The sequence below is a fragment of the Agromyces sp. NPDC055658 genome (assembly GCF_053618155.1).
This window is the reverse complement of the sequence record NZ_JBSHHD010000162.1, coordinates 1-1,009: the sequence shown is the minus strand read 5'-3', so window position 1 is coordinate 1,009 and position 1,009 is coordinate 1. Positions and strand designations below refer to the sequence as shown.

General features: G+C 66.1%; 3 protein-coding genes. 2 read left to right on the top strand and 1 reads right to left on the bottom strand.

Annotation, left to right across the window (positions count from 1 at the left end; genetic code table 11):
• On the top strand, nucleotides 1-169 hold a 169-nt coding region (locus tag ACWGPE_RS19360), incomplete at its 5' end, for an alpha-isopropylmalate synthase regulatory domain-containing protein (RefSeq protein ID WP_452049375.1).
• A gap of 50 nt (nucleotides 170-219) precedes the next feature.
• Nucleotides 220-606: an SHOCT domain-containing protein gene (locus tag ACWGPE_RS19355; protein ID WP_452049374.1), complete on the top strand. Its 387-nt coding sequence runs from the start codon at nucleotides 220-222 to the stop codon at nucleotides 604-606.
• Here the strand turns inward: ACWGPE_RS19355 and ACWGPE_RS19350 are convergent.
• Nucleotides 603-1,009 (bottom strand): hypothetical protein (locus tag ACWGPE_RS19350; protein WP_452049373.1); only part of this gene is annotated, 407 nt, incomplete at its 5' end. The two genes, ACWGPE_RS19355 and ACWGPE_RS19350, sit on opposite strands and share 4 nt — an antisense overlap.

The window sequence follows — 1,009 nt, the reverse complement described above, 5'->3', positions numbered from 1 at the left end:
GGATTACTCCGAGCACGCCATGTCCTCGGGCGAAGAGGCGCAGGCCGCGGCCTACGTCGAGGCGTCGATCGGCGGCAGGACCGTCTGGGGCGTCGGTATCGCGACTTCGATCACAACTGCATCACTTCGCGCGGTCGTATCTGCCGTCAACCGCGCGGCGCGTGCTTAGCTGACGCTGGCGTAGATCACTACGCGAAGGCCAACGGCAAGGAGCGGTCCATGGACTGGGGCTCGACATGGGATTTCCTCTGGCATTTCCTGATCATCTTCGCCTGGATCGCATACCTGCTGGTCCTGTTCCAGATCCTCACGGACCTGTTCTGGCGTGACCACAAGACCTCCGGCTGGGTCAAGGCCGTGTGGGTGGTCTTCCTGATCGTGTTCCCGTGGCTCACCGCGCTCGTGTACCTGATCGCCCGGGGTAAGGGCATGTCCGAGTGCGCGCAGGCAGCCGCGCTGGCCGCCAAGCAGGACACCGACGCCTACATCCGCGAGGCAGCCGGCCGCTCCCCGGCGCAGGAGATCGCCGACGCCAAGGCACTGCTGGATGCCGGCACGATCAGTCAGGCCGAGTTCGACGGGCTGAAGGCAAAGGCGCTCAGCTAAAAGAGCGTGTACTGATCGCTTTCGGCAGGGATGTCGCAGAACTGCTCGATGTCGGCACCACCGACGACATGGGCGAGCAGGCCCATGAAGGTGTCGTCATCGAGCAGCGGCACCCCCACCTCGACGGCCTGGTAGCCCTTGCCCTGGTCGGGTGCCGGTTCGTTGCAGATCACCAACGAGGTCTGCTGGTCCACCAGGTCGGTGTAGGCCAGCCCGGCGTGCAGGATGCGCTCGACGAGCTCCTCGTGGGTGCGCGCCACCTCGGCCGACAGCGCCACCCGCATGCCCTGCACCAACGGCCGTCCCGGCATGAAGACACCCGGGTTGGCGTACTCGCACGGCAGGCGCGAGGCCAGCACCTTCAGCGGCCGCAGCTCTTCATGGGTGATGTGGCCGTTGGGCC